Annotated in this window: 16 protein-coding genes; 1 reads left to right on the top strand and 15 read right to left on the bottom strand. The window is 68.0% G+C overall.

Annotated features, from left to right (window positions below; translation table 11 throughout):
• Positions 1-5 precede the first annotated feature (5 nt).
• Positions 6-368: a hypothetical protein gene (locus tag IP93_RS08350; protein WP_144814407.1), complete on the top strand. Its 363-nt coding sequence runs from the start codon at positions 6-8 to the stop codon at positions 366-368.
• Here IP93_RS08350 and rnhB read toward each other — a convergent pair.
• From rnhB to rpsB, 15 genes are all read right to left on the bottom strand, one after another.
• Entirely contained in the window at positions 355-978 is a 624-nt protein-coding gene (rnhB, locus tag IP93_RS08345) for a ribonuclease HII (protein WP_242006811.1), read from the bottom strand. The two genes, IP93_RS08350 and rnhB, sit on opposite strands and share 14 nt — an antisense overlap.
• On the bottom strand, positions 975-2,180 hold the full coding sequence (gene lpxB, locus IP93_RS08340) for a lipid-A-disaccharide synthase (protein ID WP_144814402.1): 1,206 nt from the start codon (positions 2,178-2,180) through the stop codon (positions 975-977). The genes rnhB and lpxB overlap by 4 nt, the downstream gene beginning before the upstream one ends.
• A gap of 10 nt (positions 2,181-2,190) precedes the next feature.
• On the bottom strand, positions 2,191-2,985 hold the full coding sequence (gene lpxA, locus IP93_RS08335; RefSeq protein ID WP_144814400.1) for an acyl-ACP--UDP-N-acetylglucosamine O-acyltransferase: 795 nt from the start codon (positions 2,983-2,985) through the stop codon (positions 2,191-2,193).
• Positions 2,986-2,987: 2 nt separating this feature from the next.
• Positions 2,988-3,467: a 3-hydroxyacyl-ACP dehydratase FabZ gene (gene fabZ, locus IP93_RS08330; RefSeq protein WP_144814398.1), complete on the bottom strand. Its 480-nt coding sequence runs from the start codon at positions 3,465-3,467 to the stop codon at positions 2,988-2,990.
• A gap of 72 nt (positions 3,468-3,539) precedes the next feature.
• Entirely contained in the window at positions 3,540-4,562 is a 1,023-nt protein-coding gene (gene lpxD / locus IP93_RS08325) for a UDP-3-O-(3-hydroxymyristoyl)glucosamine N-acyltransferase (RefSeq protein WP_242006820.1), read from the bottom strand.
• A gap of 22 nt (positions 4,563-4,584) precedes the next feature.
• Complete coding sequence (gene bamA, locus IP93_RS08320; RefSeq protein ID WP_144814393.1) at positions 4,585-7,104, bottom strand: outer membrane protein assembly factor BamA; 2,520 nt, start codon at positions 7,102-7,104, stop codon at positions 4,585-4,587.
• A gap of 59 nt (positions 7,105-7,163) precedes the next feature.
• Positions 7,164-8,525 carry an RIP metalloprotease RseP gene (gene rseP, locus IP93_RS08315; protein WP_144814390.1) on the bottom strand — a complete coding sequence of 454 codons (1,362 nt, stop codon included), beginning with the start codon at positions 8,523-8,525 and terminating at the stop codon, positions 7,164-7,166.
• A gap of 51 nt (positions 8,526-8,576) precedes the next feature.
• Positions 8,577-9,755, bottom strand: a complete 1,179-nt coding sequence (locus IP93_RS08310; protein ID WP_144814388.1) for a 1-deoxy-D-xylulose-5-phosphate reductoisomerase — start codon at positions 9,753-9,755, stop codon at positions 8,577-8,579.
• A 2-nt stretch (positions 9,756-9,757) separates the two neighbouring features.
• On the bottom strand, positions 9,758-10,594 hold the full coding sequence (locus IP93_RS08305; protein WP_144814386.1) for a phosphatidate cytidylyltransferase: 837 nt from the start codon (positions 10,592-10,594) through the stop codon (positions 9,758-9,760).
• Complete coding sequence (gene uppS / locus IP93_RS08300) at positions 10,594-11,364, bottom strand: polyprenyl diphosphate synthase (RefSeq protein ID WP_144814383.1); 771 nt, start codon at positions 11,362-11,364, stop codon at positions 10,594-10,596. Before uppS ends, IP93_RS08305 begins: the two co-directional genes overlap by 1 nt.
• A gap of 19 nt (positions 11,365-11,383) precedes the next feature.
• On the bottom strand, positions 11,384-11,941 hold the full coding sequence (frr, locus tag IP93_RS08295; RefSeq protein WP_144814382.1) for a ribosome recycling factor: 558 nt from the start codon (positions 11,939-11,941) through the stop codon (positions 11,384-11,386).
• A 144-nt stretch (positions 11,942-12,085) separates the two neighbouring features.
• The gene (locus tag IP93_RS08290; RefSeq protein ID WP_144814379.1) at positions 12,086-13,096 is read right to left on the bottom strand and encodes a cation diffusion facilitator family transporter; all 1,011 of its coding nucleotides are present in this window, start codon (positions 13,094-13,096) and stop codon (positions 12,086-12,088) included.
• 20 nt (positions 13,097-13,116) lie between these two features.
• Positions 13,117-13,851, bottom strand: coding sequence for a UMP kinase (gene pyrH, locus IP93_RS08285; protein WP_144814378.1), 735 nt, complete (start codon positions 13,849-13,851; stop codon positions 13,117-13,119).
• 184 nt (positions 13,852-14,035) lie between these two features.
• Positions 14,036-14,914 (bottom strand): translation elongation factor Ts, encoded by an 879-nt coding sequence (tsf, locus tag IP93_RS08280; protein WP_144814375.1) that lies wholly within the window; start codon positions 14,912-14,914, stop codon positions 14,036-14,038.
• A 173-nt stretch (positions 14,915-15,087) separates the two neighbouring features.
• Positions 15,088-15,891, bottom strand: a complete 804-nt coding sequence (rpsB, locus tag IP93_RS08275) for a 30S ribosomal protein S2 (RefSeq protein ID WP_144814373.1) — start codon at positions 15,889-15,891, stop codon at positions 15,088-15,090.
• Positions 15,892-16,308: the final 417 nt, after the last annotated feature.

The raw sequence follows: 16,308 nt of genomic DNA, 5'->3' as shown, positions 1-16,308 counted from the left end.
ACGTGATGGGTAGCGAAGACCAGGCAAAGGACGCATTCGTCATCATCCGGTACGACGCCGAGGGTAATCCGATGGCCGAACCGGCCGAGTTGCGCGTCAAGCAGGGCGCGCGCATCACCTGGCAGAACGCGTCCGGGCATGATCCGCTGTTCGTGCTTGATTTCGCGCGCCACGTGCCGCAGCCGGGCCCGCCGCACAGGCGCCTGGAGGCACACAAGAAGGATGGTCGGTACCGTGCCTCCATCATCGCCACGCCGGGCCCCGCAGCGTCCGCCGCAGCGCAGGCCGGTTCGGCGGAAGAGCGCTTCTCCTATGAAGTGCAGTCCGGCGACAAGGGCGTCGACCCGGTCATCATCATCGAGAAGTAAGCGCGAACCCGGGCACGCGGTCGTCGCCCGTCCCCAGGCATGCACGCACCGGCGCAAAGCTGCGGCGGTGCTGGGCACAAGGGCCATGCTGCCGCAGCGCCGCCAGGTGCGCCGGGGTCGGGTAACCCTTGTGCGCGTCAAAGCCGTACTGCGGCCACGTCGCATGCAGGGTATGCATGATCCGGTCGCGGGCCACCTTGGCGAGGATCGACGCGGCCATGATCGCCGGGTCGATGCGGTCGCCGCCCACCAGCGCCTCGGCGGCGCAGGGCAAGTGGCGGGGCAGGCGGTTGCCATCGATGCGCGCCAGCGACGGTGCCACGTGCAGGCCGCGCAGCGCACGTGCCATGCCTGCCATGGTGGCCTGGAAGATGTTGATGCGGTCTATCTCGTCGGCTTCGACCAGTTCGATGTGCCACGCGACCGCCTGCGCCTGGATCTGCGGGAACAGGTGCTCGCGCCGCGCTTCGGTCAGGCGCTTGGAGTCATCCAGCCCGGTGATGGGCCGTGCCGGGTCCAGGATGACCGCAGCCACGGCCACGGGGCCGGCAAGCGGCCCGCGTCCGGCTTCGTCCACGCCGGCGATCCAGCCATCGGCGGCACTGCTCACGGCGCGGCTCCCGTTCGCGCTTCGATCAATGCGGCGACAGAATCGGCAGCGCGCGCGGAGGCATCCTGCCGCAGCTGCTCATGCAGGCCAAGGAACCGCTTGGCCAGTGCGGCTTCCGCCGTCGGATCGCGCAATAGGGCCAGCGTCGCCGCCGCGAGCTTGTCCGGGGTGCAGTCGTCCTGCATCAGTTCCGGCACCACGCGTTCGCCCGCCAGCACGTTGGGCAGGGAATAGTGTTCGACCTTCAACATGCCCAGCCCCTTCACCAGCGCATGGGTCAGGGGCGAGATCCTGTACGCCACGACCATCGGCCGCTTCGCGAGCATGGCTTCCAGCGTGGCCGTGCCGGAGGCCAGCAGGATCACGTCGCTGGCCTGCATCAGCGTGCGGGCCTGGCCGTCGACCAGCTTCAACACTGGGGCCAGGGTTGCGGCGTCGGCATGCCGCGCCAGCACCTGTTCGAAGGCGTGGCGCGCGTGCGCGTTCGCCATGGGCACCACGACCTGCAGACGGGGTTCAGCGGCCAGCACGCGCGCGGCGGCGGCCAGGAAGTCATCCGCCAGCCGGTTGATCTCGCCCACGCGCGAACCCGGCAGCAACGCCAGCAATGGCCGGTCCACCGCCAGCGACAGCGCAGCGCGGGCCGCGCCGCGGTCGGGCTCCAGCGGCATTTCATCCGCCAGCGGGTGCCCGACGAAACGTGCGTCGACGCCATGCCGGGCGTAGATCGGTGGCTCCATGGGGAACAGGCACAGCACACGGTCGGCAGATAACCCGATCTTCTCGGCGCGCTTCTCGCGCCACGCCCATACGGACGGGCTCACATAGTGCACCGTGCGGACGCCGCGCTGCTTCAGCCATCGCTCCACGCCCAGGTTGAAATCCGGCGCATCGATGCCGATGAAGACATCCGGCTGCCATGCCAGCAGCCGCTCGCGCAGATGGCGACGCAGGCGCAGCAGGCGCGGCAGGTGGCGCAATACCTCGGCAAGGCCCATGACCGCCAGTTCGTTCGCGTCCCACCATGCGTCCAGGCCGGCTGCGCGCATGCCATCGCCGCCAATGCCCGCGAACTCGGCATCGGGGAAATGGCGACGAAGCTCGGTGATCAGGCCGGCCCCGAGGATGTCGCCGGACGCCTCGCCCGCCACCAGCGCGATGCGTCTACGGCGCGGCGGGCAGGCGGCGTCCGTGGTGGTCACGGCGGTGCGCTCAGCGCAGCAACGGACGTTCGGCGCTGTCGATGAACTCGATCAGGTCCTGCACGTCCTGGCTACCGGTGGTGTCGGCCAATTCGGCCAACGCGAGGCGCGCATCGGCCAGCGGCGCACCGGACACGTACAGCGCGCGGTAGGCGCGCTTGATCACGGCGATGCGCTCGGCGTCGAACCCGCGGCGCTTGAGGCCTTCGCTGTTGATGCCGCGCGGTCGACCGTAGCCGTCCTGCGCCACCATGGTGAACGGCGGCACGTCGCCGTTGACGAACGCGCCCATGCCGATGAACGCGTGCGCGCCGATCCGGCAGAACTGGTGGATGCCGGCGAAGCCGCTGAGGATCACGTGGTCGCCCACGGCCACGTGTCCGGCCAGCGTGGCGTTGTTGGAGAACACGCAGTGGTCGCCCACGATGCAATCGTGGGCTACGTGGGTGTACGCCAGCAGCCAGTTGCCGTTGCCGATGCGGGTGATGCCGCCACCGCTGCCGGTGCCGCGGTTGACGGTGCAGAACTCACGGAACATGTTGCGGTCGCCAATGACGAGTTCGACGCGTTCGCCTCCGAACTTCTTGTCCTGCGGCTCGCCGCCAATCGCGCAGTGGCCGATGAACCGGTTGTCGCGCCCGATGGTGGTGGGGCCGTGTACGCTGCAATGCGGACCAAAGGTGGTGCCGTCGCCGACCACCACCTCGACACCGATGTAACAGAACGCGCCGACCCGAACGCCTGCGCCCAGGCGTGCGCCGGGCTCGACCACGGCGGAAGGATGGATGGCCGGCGTGCCGTCCATGTTCAGGCCTTTGCCTCGGCGCACAGGATTTCGGCGCAAGCGGCCTGTTCGCCATCCACGCGCGCCACGCCCGAGTACACCGCCATGTTGCGGATGGTCCGCGTCAGCGTCACCTCCAGCTCCAGCCGGTCGCCTGGCACCACCATGCGCGAGAACTTCGCACCGTCCACTTTCACCAGGTAGAACAGCTTGTCCGTGCTGGGACGGCCTTCGGTGGCGATGGCCGAAAGCTGGGTGAGCAGGCCGCCGGCCTGGGCCATGGCCTCCACCACCAGCACGCCCGGCATCACCGGGTGCCCGGGGAAGTGCCCCTGGAAGAACGGCTCGTTGGCGCTCACGTTCTTGTACGCCAGCACGCGCTTGTTGGGTTCCAGCTCGACCACCCGGTCGACCAGCAGGAACGGGTAACGGTGCGGCAGCAGTTGCTGGATCATCGGCACGTCGATCGGCAGCTTCAACGCGGGGGCTTCAGTCTGGCTCATCATCAATCCTCTGGGCGGTCCATTGCGTGCATCCATGCGTCCGTGCATGGATGTTCCTTGTCCGTTCCGACCTCAGTCGTGGTCCTGTCCCGCATTGCCGACGCGCCGGGCAATCCGGTCGAGTTGCTTGAAGCGGGCGGCATTCTTGCGCCAGCTGCGATTGTCCATCAAGGGCGTGCCCGAGGAATACTCCCCGGGTTCGCGGATCGAGCTGGTGACCAGGCTCATGGCGGTGACCACCACCCTGTCGCAGATTTCCAGGTGGCCCACCACGCCCGCCGCACCGCCGATCAGGCAGTAGCGGCCGATCCTCGCGCTGCCGGCCACCGCGGCGCAGCCGGCCATCGCCGTGTGCGCGCCGACATGGACGTTGTGGCCGATCTGGATCTGGTTGTCCAGCCGCACGTCCTCCTCAAGCACGGTGTCCTCGATGGCGCCCCGGTCGATGGTGGTGTTGGCGCCGATCTCGCAATCGTCGCCGACGCGGACGCCACCCAGTTGCGGCACGTTGAGCCAGCGTCCGGCGTCCATCGCCAAGCCGAAGCCCGCGGCGCCCAAAACCGCGCCCGGATGGATGCGCACCCGCTGGCCGATCACCACCCGCGTGACCAGCGTGACCCGCGCGATCAGTTCGCTGCCGGCGCCGACCACGCAATCGTCGCCGATCACGCAACCGGGGCCGACCATCGCCCCAGACTCGACGCGGCTGCGCGCACCTATGCTCACGAATGGGCCGACATGGGCATTCGGTGCCACATGGGCGGTGGCATCCACCACGGCCGACGGGTGCATGCCCGGTTCGCGCACCGGCAACGGCTCGAACAACGCGGCGATGCGCGCAAAAGCCGCATACGGATCGCGGGCCACCAGCGCGGTGCCGGCGAACCCCTCGGCGTCGCCTTCGCGCATCACCACCACACCGGCGCGTGTGGCCACGAGCTGGCTGCGGTACTTGGGGTTGGCGAGGAATGCGAGCTGCCGGGGACCCGCGCCCGCGAGGGTGCCGACGCCACTGACGCTCGCCTCGACGTCGCCACGCACCTCCAGATTGAACCGCGCCGCCAGGTCGGCGGCGCGGAACACTGTGCTCCCGATGGTGCCTGCCGCGATCACGGCGTTAGAAATTGCCGCCGAAGGTGAACTGCAGGCGTTCCAGTTCGTCGTCGTCTTCCTTGCGGATCGGCATTGCATAGCTGATCGAGATCGGCCCCATTGGCGAGCGCCACATCAGCGCCACGCCGGAGGATGCCCGCAGTTCGCCCGCATCGAAGGCATCGAGGTCGCGGAACACGTTGCCGAAATCGACGAAGGCCGAGACGCGGGCCGCCGGGGTATCAAGCAGGGTGGGGAAGAACATTTCCACCGAGCCCACGGTCTTGAGCGAACCGCCGATCGGCTGCGTATAGGCGCTGCCGGCGAAGGCCGCCTCGCGCGGGCCCAGGGTGTTGTCGCGGAAACCGCGCACCGAGCGCGTGCCGCCCGCGTAGAAGTTCTCGAAGAACGGCAGGCCGTCGGCGGTCAGGGTCCGCACGTAGTCCGGGGACGTGCCCGGGATGCAAGGGTCGCTGGGCGGCGGCGGTGGCGGCGCGGGCACCATCGGGGTGGTGGGATCATTGTCGTGGTCGACCGGCGCACCCTGTGGGGTGAAGCAGACGTCACGGACGAACGAGTCGCCGTAGCTGTCGCCGTAGCCCAGTTCGGCCCGGGTGTTCAGCACCAGGTGGCGTGAAAGCGGCCAGAACTTGGAGACGTTGTAGTTGATCTTGAAGTACTCGACCGTCGAGCCTGGCAGGGTCGCTTCAAGCCATACGCGCTGCGACATGCCGGCGGTGGGCGTCAGGCCATGGTTGAGCGAGTTGCGGCCCCAGCCGATCTCGCCACGCCATGCATGGAACGTACGCTGGCCCAACGCATCGATGTAGTTGATGATGCTTGGCGGCGTGGCGCCCTGGAACGTCAGTACCTCGTTGCTGTCGACGCCGAACAGCGCCGTGATCGTATCGGTCTCGGAGATCGGAATGCCCAGCACCGTCTGCGCCGCGCCACTGGTGGTCGAGAACTGCGCAGTGTTGAAATCGGAGCTGTCGTACTCCTTCCACCACAGGTTGTAGCCCAGCGACACGCCATTGTCGGTGAAGTACGGGTTGACGTACGAGAAGTCGTAGCGCTGCAGGTAGTCGTTGCGCTGGGCATTGACCGACATGCGGTTGCCGCTGCCCAGGAAGTTGTTCTGCGCCAGTTGGATCGACGTGGTCAGGCCGGTCAGCTGCGAGAAGCCCAAGCCGAACATGAAGCTGCCCGACTGGGTTTCCTTGACGTTGTAGACCACGTCCACCTGGTCGTTGCTTCCCGGCACCGGTTGCGATTCGACGTCCACCGTCTCGAAGTAGCCCAGGCCCTGCAGGCGGATCTTCGAGCGGTCGATGGCGGCCTGCGAATACCAGCTGCCCTCGAACTGGCGCAACTCGCGGCGCAACACCTCGTCGCTGGTGCGCGAGTTGCCCTTGAACACCACGCGGCGCACGTTGACGCGCGGTCCCGGAACCACCTGCATGTTGATGCCGACGGTTTTGTCATCGCGGTTCACGTCCGGGATCGGATTGACCTGCGCGAAGGCGTAGCCGATGTTGCCCAGCGAGGCGATGATGGCGTCCGAACTGATTTCCAGCAGGCGGCGGGAGAAGATCTGGTCCTTCTGCACCAGGACCATCTTCTCGACCTGGTCCTTGGGCAGCACCGTGTCGCCGGTAACCTCGACGCTGGATACCTTGTACTGGTTGCCTTCGGTGACGCCGGCGCTGATGAACATGTCGCGGCGGTCCGGGCTGATCGACACCTGCGTCGAGTCGATGGACACGTCCACGTAGCCACGGTCGAGGTAATAGTTGTTCAGCTTTTCCAGGTCGCCCGAGAGCTTCTCGCGCGAGTACTGGTCATCGCGCCGGTACCAGCTGAGCCAATTGTGCTCCTGCGACTCCCACGTGTCCCGGATGACTTCTTCGGAGAACTTCTCGTTGCCGACCAGGTTGATGTGGCGGATCTTCGCGGCCTTGCCTTCCTTGACGTTGATCGTCAGGTCGACGCGGTTGCGGTCCAGCCTGGACACCGTCGGGGTGATCTCGACGTTGTACTTGCCGCGGTTGTTGTACTGGCGCGTCAATTCCTGGGTGACGCGGTCCAGCGCCAGGCGGTCGAAGGTGCCGCCCTCGGTCAGCCCGATGTCATTGAGGCCCTTGGTCAGGTCCTCGGTCTTGATGTCCTTGTTGCCGGTCAGCGTCAGCTTGTTGATGGCCGGCCGCTCGCTGACGGCCACCACCAGGATGTCGCCCTGGCGCCCGATGGTCACGTCCTCGAAAAAGCCCGTCTTGTAAAGCGCCCGGATGGCGTCGCCGATGCGCGCGGCATCGACCGTGTCGCCACGCTCGATCGGCAGGTAGGTGAAGACGGTGCCGGCCGCGATGCGCTGCAGGCCGTCCACGCGGATGTCGCTCACGGTGAAGCTGCCGGCGGTCGGAATATCCGGCTGCACGCCACCCAGCGAGAACGGTGTCCCGGACTGGGCCAGCACTGGCATGGCGGGCGCCATGGCAGCGGCAAGGGCGAGGGCAAGCAGGCGGCGATTGGGGGTTCGCGTCATCATCACGTCCGGTTGGGGGCGTTGCCGTTCAGGAGCAGGGCAGGGCAGGCTGGTCTGCATCAGCGGACCAGGTTGTTCAGGATGTCGTTGTAGAACGCCAGCCCCATCAGGCCGGCGATCAGCGCCAGTCCGATGTACTGGCCGACCGCCATGGTGCGATCGCTCACCGGGCTGCCCTTGACCAGCTCGATAAGGTAATACAGCAAGTGACCGCCGTCCAAGACGGGGATCGGCAGCAGGTTGAGGATGCCCAGGCTCAGCGACAGCATCGCGAGCATCGACAGGTACCAGGCCGCGCCGTGGTTGGCATACGCGTTGGCGGCCCTGGCGATCGTGATCGGACCGGCCACGGTGTTTTCCACCGAGACCCGGCCGGTGAGCGCGCGGCCAATCATCGCGAACATCTCCCTGGCCTGGTGCAAGGCCTCGCTCGCCGCGGCGGGGACCGCTGCCAGCGGGCCGTACTGGAGCGTGGCGTCCTTGGCCGGCTCGGCCGGCCGCGCTGCCGCCACGCCCAGTGCCCAGTAGGCATCGCCTGTCGCCGGCGTGACGCGGGCAGGCGTCATTTCCAGCGCCAGACGCTCGTCGCCACGGCGCACCTCCACCATCGCCGGGCCGCCGCGTTCTCCCAACTGCTGCACCAGCGGGCCGATGTCGGTCCAGTCGGCAACCGGGTTCCCGTCGACCGCCATGATGTGGTCGCCTTCGGCCAGCACGCCCCAGGCGGGCATGCCCTCGGCCACGGTGCCGACCACCGGCGGGACCATCAGGTGCCGCGGCAACAGGCCGATGGCATCGACCGCACGGCGCTCGTCGAACGCGGCTGGAAGCCTGGACAGCCCGAGGGTGCGCGTGCGCTCCGCGCCTCCCGGGGTACGGATGCGGACGGCAACGTCCGCGTGGTCCAGCGCCGCCGGGATCAACGCAAGCTGGGCCTCGCTCCAGGTGGGCGTTTCGCGGTCGCCGACGGCAAGCAGCACGTCGCCACGCTGCAGTCCGGCCTGTGCGGCGATGCCCTCCGCCTGCCCCACCACGGGCGCGTAGTCTGGCCGTCCCAGCACGAACATCAGCCAGAACAACGCGACGCACAGCAGCAGGTTGGCCACTGGACCCGCCGCGACGATGGCGATGCGCTTCCAGACCGACTGCCGGTTGAACGCCCGTGCGACATCGGCGGGGGCCACGTCGCCCTCGCGCTCGTCCATCATCTTCACGTAGCCACCCAAGGGGATGGCGGCCACGGCGTAAACCGTGCCATCCGCACCGCGCCGCTCCCACAGCGGTTTGCCGAACCCGACCGAGAAGCGCAGCACCTTGACCCCGGCGCGGCGGGCCACCCAGTAATGGCCGAACTCGTGGAACGTGACCAGCACCCCGAGGCTGACGATCAGCCACCAGACCGAGCCGATGAACTCAGACATCGAACGCCTCCTTTCGAAGCGTGGCGGGCACGGCGATGGCGCGGAGGGTGGTCATGCAGGGACGGCCATGCGTTGGATCGACTGCCCGGCAAGGTGGCGTGCCTCCCGGTCGGCCTCGTGCAGCACCTCCAGCGACGTGGCCGGGGTGGCGGGAAGCGCGTCCAGGGTCTGCTCCACCAGTGCGGGTATGGCAAGGAAACCGATCCGGCGCTGAAGAAACGCTGAAACCGCGATTTCGTTGGCGGCGTTGAGCACCGCCGGGGCGGTGCCACCGGCCGCCAATGCCTCGAAAGCCAGGCGCAGACAGGGAAATGCCTCCAGGTCCGGGGCCTCGAAATCCAGGCGCCCGCCCTGGGCCAGCAGGTCCAGCCCGGACACGCCGGAACTGATGCGTTCGGGCCAGCCGAATCCCACCGCCAGCGCGGTGCGCATGTCCGGCAGGCCGAGTTGGGCCAGGGTCGACCCGTCGACGAATTCCACCAAAGAGTGCACCAGGCTCTGCGGGTGCACCCAGACGCCGATGCGGTCGCCGTCCACGCCGAACAGGTGGTGGGCCTCGATGACCTCCAGCCCCTTGTTCATCAGCGTGGCCGAATCGACGGAGATCTTCGGGCCCATCGACCACTTCGGGTGGGCCACGGCCTGCTCGGGCGTCACCGTGGCCAGTTCGGCGCGGGCGCGTCCTCGGAACGGTCCGCCGGACGCCGTCAACACGATGCGGCTCAGGCCGGCATGCGCGTGCGCGTCGGGCAGGCACTGGAAGATGGCATTGTGCTCGCTGTCCACGGGCACGATGGTGGCGCCGTTGTCGTGGGCGGCCTGCATCAGCAGTTCACCGGCCAGCACCAGCGATTCCTTGTTGGCGAGCAGGATGCGCTTGCCGGCACGCGCGGCCGCCAGGGTGGATGGCAGCCCGGCGGCACCGACGATGGCGGCGACCACGGTATCGCATGCGTCGGAGGCGACGAGTGCGTCCAGGATGCCGTCCCCGGCATGGGCCTGGGTCGCCAGCCCGGCGGCACGCAGGCCGGCTTCCAGCGCGGGAAGCCCGGTCGGGTCGGCAATGACGGCGTGCAACGGGTGGTGCACCGTGCACAGTGCGACCAGCGCCTCCACGTTGCGTCCCGCGGCCAGCACGGTGGCCCGCAGCCGGTCAGGATGGCGCGCGATCACGTCCAGCGCCGATGCACCGATCGATCCCGTGGCTCCGAGGACGGCAACGTTGCGCATGCTCAGAAGCCCAGCAGCGCCTTGCCCAGCGCGAACACCGGTAGTGCGGCGATGACGCCGTCGACGCGGTCGAGGATGCCGCCGTGACCGGGGATGAGGTTGCTGGAATCCTTGGCGCCAACGTGGCGCTTGAGCAGGCTTTCGAACAGGTCGCCGACCACCGAGAGCAGCACAGCCACCAGCGCAACCAATGCCACGGCCGGCAACTGCGCGGCGCTCGCGCCCGCGAACAGAGCGAAGCCGATGCCTGCAAGCACGCCGCAGACCACGCCGCCGATCAGGCCTTCGATGGTCTTGTTGGGGCTGATCCGCGGCGCCAGCTTGTGCTTGCCCAGCTTGCGGCCGACGAAATACGCGCCCGAATCCGCCGCCCAGACGATGGCCAGCGCGGTCAGCAGCCAGCGGTGGCCGTTGGGTTCGGTAGCATGGATCCACACCAGTGCACACCAGGCCGGGATCATGGACAGTGCGGCCGCCGCCAGCTTGAACGCGCGCGCGTAGCCGTCGTGGTTGCTGGCAAATTCGTAGCGGCCCAGCCACGCCAGCGCCAGCAGCCACCAGATCACGCCAATCACCGAGGCCAGCTGGTACAGCGCGAGGGTGGTGCCGGCATTGGTGCGCGACGCCCACACGATGGCGGCAATCATGGCCACGTGCACCGCAAGCAACACGGTGCGCGCCAGCGTGTCCTCGATTTCGGCCAGGTCGAACCATTCCCACAGGCCGGCCAGGAAGATCACCGCCGACAGTGCGGCGACCCACGGCGTGGGCAGCAACAGGATCGCGGCGATCGCAGCCGGTGCCATCACAAGTGCGGCAAGCAGACGGGTTCGGGTCATCAGGAAATCTCGTTTTGCCATCCGGCAACCTGCGCGCCGGTCAGCCCGAATCGGCGTTCGCGGTTCGCATAGTCGTCCAGCGCCTGCTGCAGGACGATGGCGTTCATGTCAGGCCACAGCGTATCGGTGAACCACAACTCGGTATAGGCCAGCTGCCACAGCAGGAAATTGCTGATGCGCAGGTCGCCACCGGTGCGGATGAAGAGGTCCGGCATGGGCAGGTCGGCCAGTGCGATGCGCGCGCCGACGGCGTCCTCGTCGATGTCCTCCGGGCGCAGGCGCCCTTCGGCCACGTCACGGGCCAGCGAACGCGCCGCCTGGGCGATGTCCCAGCGGCCGCCGTAGCTGGCGGCGATGCCCAGGTGAAGCGCCGTGTTGGCCTCGGTCAGCGTCTCCGCCACATGCATGCGCGCGCGGATCGCCTCGTTGAAGCGCTCGCGCTCGCCGATGAAGCGAACCCGGACGCCGCGGCGGTGCAGTTCCTGCACCTCGCTCTCGAGCGCATTGAGGAACAGCTTCATCAGCGCGCCGACCTCGTCCTCCGGCCGCCCCCAGTTCTCGCTGGAAAAAGCGAACAGGGTCAGCGCCTGGACGCCACGGTCCAGGCAGAAGTCGATGCACGCGTTGACCGCCCGCGCGCCGGCGCGGTGGCCGATCATGCGCGGGCGACGTCGGCGTTCGGCCCAGCGGCCATTGCCGTCCATGATGATGGCAAGGTGGCGCGGGACCCGGACGGTGGCCGGTGCGGGCGGGGTGGCTTCGGAGCTCATGCGAGACGGTTCAGACCCGTCAGACCGCCATGAGTTCCTGTTCCTTGGCCTTGATCACTTCGTCCACGTCCTTGATGGCACTGTCGGTGATCTTCTGGATCTCGTCCTCCGCACGGCGCACGTCGTCCTCGGTCACCAGCTTCTCCTTGAGCAGCTCCTTGACCTGGTGGTTGGCGTCGCGGCGGATGTTGCGGATGGCGATCTTGGCGTCCTCGCCGTTGGCGTGCACGACCTTGGTCAGGTCCTTGCGGCGCTCCTCGGTCAGCGGGGGCAGGTTGATGCGGATGACCGTGCCGGCGGTGGTCGGGGTCAGGCCCAGGTCGGAGTTGATGATCGCCTTCTCCACGGCGGCCACCATCTGCTTTTCCCACGGGGTGATGACCAGCGAGCGGGCGTCGCTGATGGCGATCGAGGCCACCTGGGTCAGCGGCATGTCCGAGCCGTAGTAGTTGACCTTCAGGTGGTCGACGATGGCGGGGGATGCGCGGCCGGTGCGCAGCTTGGTCAGGTCGTGGCGAAATGCTTCCACGCTCTTGGCCATGCGGGTCTGGGCGTCTTTCTTGATGTCGTTGAGCATCGCCGGCTCCGATCCTGTAGCGGTAATCGCGGGATTATAGGGGGAGCGGAGGGGTGCGGGCCATGAAAGCGGCGCGGGGAGCGTCCGCGGGGGGCGGTCGCAGGGGCGTCACATGGCGGTCGACGCATGGACGCAGGGCAGGTTTCAGTGCCTGTGGCCCGGCCCGTGGTCGTGGTCGTGGTCGTGCCCGTCGGGGTGGCCGAGGCCGTCGTCGTCGTGGCCGTGCGCGCCCTCGAGTTGTCCGTGCGGCGCCCGCTCGTGCAGGTCGTGCCTGCACGACTTCCCGTGTTCCACCTGCAACGTCGGGTGGTTGATGCCGAAACGCTCGTCCAACGCCTGGTTGAGTGCGTCGATGAAGTGGTCGTGGTGCTCGTCGTAGGGGCGCACCAGGTGCGCGGTCATGGCTACTTCGCCCGCGCCCAGCGACCAGATGTGCACGTGGTGCACCGCAATAACGCCGGGCTGGTCCCTGAGGAACGCGGCCACCGCCTCCTGGTTGATGTTCTTGGGTACGGCATCCATTGCCGCGTCAAAACTCTCGCGCAGCAGCAGGAAAGCGCTCACGGCCACCACCAGGCCCACCAGCAGCGCGGTGGCGGGGTCCAGCCACGCCCAGCCCCGCCACCAGATGCCCAGTCCTGCCACCACAGCCGCCAGCGACACGGCCGCATCGGCCATCAGGTGCAGGAAGGCGCCGCGCCGGTTCAGGTCGTGGGCGTGGCCATCGCGCACGAACCAGGCGGCACCGAGGTTGACCGCGATGCCGATGGAGGCCACGACCATGACCGGCATGCCGGGCACGTCCGGCGGGGCGGTGAAACGGCGGATGGCCTCCCAGGCCAGCGCGCCGGAAAACGCCACCAGCAGCGTGGCATTGGCCAGTGGCGAGAGCAGCGTGGCGCGGCGCCAGCCATACGTGTGGCGGCCCGTGGGCGGGCGTCGGGCGATGACCGCCGCGCCCCAGGCCAGGGCCAGCCCCAGCACGTCGCCGAAGTTATGCAGCGCATCCGACAGCAGGGCCAGCGAATTGGTCGCGAAGCCGTAGCCAGCCTCGAGGACGGTGTATAGCAGGTTGATCAGCGTGACCGCGGCGAACGCGCGGGTGCCGTCGTGCCCGTGTCCGTGCCCGTCGTGGCCGTGGTGGTGGAGCGACATGGCCTGCCCGGGGTGCAGCGTCAGGCCGCCGCGCCGTTGCGGCCCTGCACCAGCGTGCCGATCTTCTCGCCGCGCAGGATCCGCAGCAGCACGCCCGGCTGGCTCATGTCGAAGATGCGCAGCGGCAGGTCACTGTCGCGGCACAGGGCGAAGGCCGCGGTATCCATCACCTGCAGGTCGCGGGCAATGACCTCGTCGTAGGTCAGCTGGTCGTAACGGACCGCATCCGCATGCTTTTTCGGGTCCTTGTCGTACACCCCGTCGACCTTGGTGGCCTTGAGCAGCAGGTCCGCGCCGATCTCGACCGCGCGCAGGGCGGCGCCGGAATCGGTGGTGAAGAACGGGGCCCCGACGCCCGCGGCGAAGATCACCAGCCGTCCCTTCTCCAGGTGGCGGATGGCACGGCGGCGGATGTAGTCCTCGCACACGTCGTTGATCTTGATGGCGCTCATGACCCGCGCCTTGCCGCCCAGCTTTTCCAGCGCGTCCTGCATGGCCAGCGCATTGATGACGGTGGCCAGCATGCCCATCTGGTCGCCGGTGACCCGATCCATGCCGCCGGCGGCCAGGCCCGCACCGCGGAAGATGTTGCCGCCGCCGATGACCAGGGCAATTTCCGCCCCGGCCTCGCGCGCCTCCATGACCTCCTGGGCCAGGCGGCCGATCACCTTGGGATCGATGCCGTAGTCCTCGTCGCCCATCAGCGCCTCGCCGGAGAGTTTCAGGAGGACGCGGCGGTAGGCGAGTTGGGACATGGGGGCCTCGGTGGTCAATGGGCAGCGGAATTGTAACTGACGCACCCGGTCCTGCACCCATCATGGTGGCGGTGAGCGGGCGACGCGGCCCGCGCGCCATGCGCGGCAATTCCTGTCCGGCAAAAAAAGAAAGGTCGCGCAGTGCGCGACCTCTCCAGGTGCAGCGATGTCGCGACTGGGCAGGTCAGACCTGCATAGCCTTGGCGACCTCGGCGGCGTAGTCTTCCACCACCTTCTCGATGCCTTCGCCCACGACCAGGCGCTGGAAGCCGATGACTTCGGCACCGGCGGCCTTGACGGCCTGCTCGACGGTCTGGTCGCCGTTCAGCACATACGGCTGGCCGTACAGGGTGACCTCGTTGACGATCTTGTTGATCTTGCCGCTGATGATCTTCTCCAGGATGTCGGCCGGCTTGGCCTTGTCCTTGTCGCTCATCTTGGCCAGCTCGATTTCCTTTTCCTTCTCGACGAAGGCGGCCGGGACGTCGGCAGCCTTGACGTACGGCGGGTTCATCGCCGCGACGTGCATCGCGATGCCACGGGCCAGCTCGGCGTCGCCGCCCTTGAGCTCGACCAGCACGCCGATCTTGCCGCCGTGCACGTAGGCCGCGACGTTGTTGTCGGTGTTGACCACGGCCAGGCGACGGACCTGGATGTTCTCGCCGAGCTTGGCGATGGCGGCGGCGCGGGACTCTTCCACGGTCTCGCCGGACGCGACCTTGGCGGCCTTCACCGCTTCGGCGTCGGCGGCGCCGGCAGCCAGGGCGGCCTGGGCGACGGCGTTGGTGAAGGCGATGAAGTTCTCGTCCTTCGCCACGAAGTCGGTCTCGGAGTTGATCTCGACCAGCACGGCCTTGCCGCCGTCCTGGGCCAGCGCGATGCGGCCTTCGGCGGCCACGCGGTCAGCCTTCTTGTCGGCCTTGGCCAGGCCCGACTTGCGCAGCCACTCGGCCGCGGCGTCGATGTCGCCGTTGTTCTCGGTCAGGGCCTTCTTGCACTCCATCATGCCGGCGCCGGTGCGCTCGCGGAGTTCCTTGACCAGGGAGGCGGTGATTTCTGCCATGGGAATTTACCTCGATGTGTGGCCGGACCGGGCGCAGCGGGCAGGCTGCGATGGGCCGGATGGGGCGGGGCACAGGCTCCCCGCTGCGTCCGGACCGGCAAAAGTGGGCGATGGCGTGAAGCCACCGCGGTGAACGCCGCCGGCCAGTCTGGCGCGGCGGCGTTACGGCACGCTTACTCGGCCGAGTCGGCCTTGGCCTTCTTGGCCGGAGCACGACGGGCCTTCGGGGCCTCGGCGGCCTCCTCGCCCTCGGCGGCAGCGGCGAACTCTTCCTCGCGCACGCCGGCCTGCGGAGCAGCGGCCTTGCCTTCCAGCACCGCGTCGGCGGCGGCGCGGGCGTACAGCTGCACGGCGCGGATGGCGTCGTCGTTGCCCGGGATCGCGTAGTCAACCAGCTCCGGGTTGTAGTTGGTGTCGACCACCGCGATGACCGGGATGCCGAGCTTCTTGGCTTCCTTGATCGCGATGTCTTCGTGGCCGATGTCGATCACGAAGATGGCGTCGGGCAGGCGGTTCATTTCCTTGATGCCGCCCAGCGAGGCTTCCAGCTTGTCGCGCTCGCGGCGCAGGCCCAGCACTTCGTGCTTGACCAGCTTCTGGAAGGTGCCGTCGGTCTCGGCGGCTTCCAGTTCCTTCAGACGGGCGACCGACTGCTTCACGGTGCGGAAGTTGGTCAGGGTGCCGCCCAGCCAGCGCTGGTTCATGAACGGCATGCCGCAGCGCTCGGCCTCTTCCTTGATGGCATCACGCGCCGAGCGCTTGGTGCCGAGGAACAGGATCATGCCGCGCTTCTGGGCGACGCCCGAGATGAAGTTCATCGCGTCGTTGAACAGCGGAACGGTCTTCTCGAGGTTGATGATGTGGATCTTGCCGCGGGCGCCGAAGATGTACGGGCCCATCTTCGGGTTCCAGTAGCGGGTCTGGTGGCCGAAGTGGACGCCGGCTTCCAGCATCTGGCGCATGGTGATCTGGGGCATTGCTTGTAACTCCAGGCAGTGGAACCGGCCGCGGAAAGGTGTGCGGCTGCCCGCGCACGGGGCGGGGGCAAGGGTTCCGGGGTTGGGCCTCCCTGTCGCTTCCGTCTCCGAACCCCACGGCCCTTAAGGAATTGATCCATAAGGACTTGAGGGCACCCCGGGACGGGCTGTGGCGGCAGGTGTGTATTCGCCTGGGACTGAGGTTGAACCCCGTCACTGACGCCCGGCGTGGGCGGCATGTGGCCGGACAATCCGGGCACATAGCCGCGAAAGTTTAGCTTGAGTGGCAACCCGGGGCAACTTACCCAGGTGGCTTGGGCCCAGGGAGGTTGTCAGGGCTGTGGAGCTCGGGGCAATGGGGCGGCCAGACACCCGGACAACCGGGCAACGGCCCAGTGGAGGGCAGGTCGGCAGTGA

The sequence above is a fragment of the Aerolutibacter ruishenii genome (genome assembly GCF_007830115.1).
GTDB lineage: Bacteria > Pseudomonadota > Gammaproteobacteria > Xanthomonadales > Xanthomonadaceae > Aerolutibacter > Aerolutibacter ruishenii.
This window is presented reverse-complemented; position numbering and strand designations above follow the sequence as displayed.

Excerpts from the sequence above, each read along its gene's own strand:
- IP93_RS08305 (WP_144814386.1), bottom strand. The coding sequence starts at position 10,594 with ATGACCCGAACCCGTCTGCTTGCCGCACTTGTGATGGCACCGGCTGCG.
- IP93_RS08350 (WP_144814407.1), top strand. The coding sequence starts at position 6 with ATGGGTAGCGAAGACCAGGCAAAGGACGCATTCGTCATCATCCGGTAC.
- IP93_RS08310 (WP_144814388.1), bottom strand. The coding sequence starts at position 9,755 with ATGCGCAACGTTGCCGTCCTCGGAGCCACGGGATCGATCGGTGCATCG.
- fabZ (WP_144814398.1), bottom strand. The coding sequence starts at position 3,467 with ATGAGCCAGACTGAAGCCCCCGCGTTGAAGCTGCCGATCGACGTGCCG.
- lpxA (WP_144814400.1), bottom strand. The coding sequence starts at position 2,985 with ATGGACGGCACGCCGGCCATCCATCCTTCCGCCGTGGTCGAGCCCGGC.
- frr (WP_144814382.1), bottom strand. The coding sequence starts at position 11,941 with ATGCTCAACGACATCAAGAAAGACGCCCAGACCCGCATGGCCAAGAGC.
- tsf (WP_144814375.1), bottom strand. The coding sequence starts at position 14,914 with ATGGCAGAAATCACCGCCTCCCTGGTCAAGGAACTCCGCGAGCGCACC.
- rseP (WP_144814390.1), bottom strand. The coding sequence starts at position 8,525 with ATGTCTGAGTTCATCGGCTCGGTCTGGTGGCTGATCGTCAGCCTCGGG.
- IP93_RS08290 (WP_144814379.1), bottom strand. The coding sequence starts at position 13,096 with ATGTCGCTCCACCACCACGGCCACGACGGGCACGGACACGGGCACGAC.
- bamA (WP_144814393.1), bottom strand. The coding sequence starts at position 7,104 with ATGACGCGAACCCCCAATCGCCGCCTGCTTGCCCTCGCCCTTGCCGCT.
- pyrH (WP_144814378.1), bottom strand. The coding sequence starts at position 13,851 with ATGTCCCAACTCGCCTACCGCCGCGTCCTCCTGAAACTCTCCGGCGAG.
- rpsB (WP_144814373.1), bottom strand. The coding sequence starts at position 15,891 with ATGCCCCAGATCACCATGCGCCAGATGCTGGAAGCCGGCGTCCACTTC.
- uppS (WP_144814383.1), bottom strand. The coding sequence starts at position 11,364 with ATGAGCTCCGAAGCCACCCCGCCCGCACCGGCCACCGTCCGGGTCCCG.